Source organism: Shewanella sp. GutCb (genome assembly GCF_002836135.1).
In the GTDB taxonomy this organism is placed as follows: Bacteria; Pseudomonadota; Gammaproteobacteria; order Enterobacterales; family Shewanellaceae; genus Shewanella.
Window position 1 is genome coordinate 1 of record NZ_PJBL01000072.1, and the last position, 639, is coordinate 639.

A 639-nucleotide genomic window follows, 5' to 3' on the forward strand; every position below is an offset into this window, starting at 1 on the left:
GTCGAGTTTTTTAAGGCTACCGAACTCAATCTCATAACGCACTTTAGCCGCTTCACTCACTTCACCATAAAGCTGTTTTTGCTTGGTTAGCCTATCCAGCAGCTGTTGCTGGGCTTTATCAACCGTTTTGTTGTCTTTTATGGTTATGGGCTGTTTATCCATGGTCGGTAAACCTTGATCAAACAACGCTTGTTGTGTCGCACTCGCTTCAGTCAGCTTGTCGGTTAACTCACTGGCTTTGGTTTTCAATGTATCGAGTTTATAACGAGATTGGAGCTCACCAGGCGTCCCTCTCAACGATAAGGAATGACGATTGACTCGTTCCATTTCTGCATTGGTTTTAATTAACTCGCTGCGCCAGGTTTTCATCTGAGTGGAGAGCTTACTGATCTTAATTTGGCGTTCTTGCTGACTTAACGCCTTAAATTGACCGTTAAGCTTTTCAACTTCCTCAGCCAAATTTAAAACCGGCTCTTTTGCACCATCAGCCTGCATGGCAAAATAAGCAATGCCAGCAGCGGCCATCATCACCACACCTACAGGCCCACCCGCTAAACTCATCACGCTATTCATGGCGCGAGTGGCAATCGTGGCCCCACTCGTCGCGGTCGTCAGTGCCGTTCTCGCAGCGGTTAGCCG

General features: G+C 47.6%; 1 pseudogene. It reads right to left on the minus strand.

Annotated features, from left to right (window positions below):
• Positions 1 to 639 (minus strand): annotated as a pseudogene (locus tag CXF86_RS20000) (phage tail protein); the annotation flags it as partial.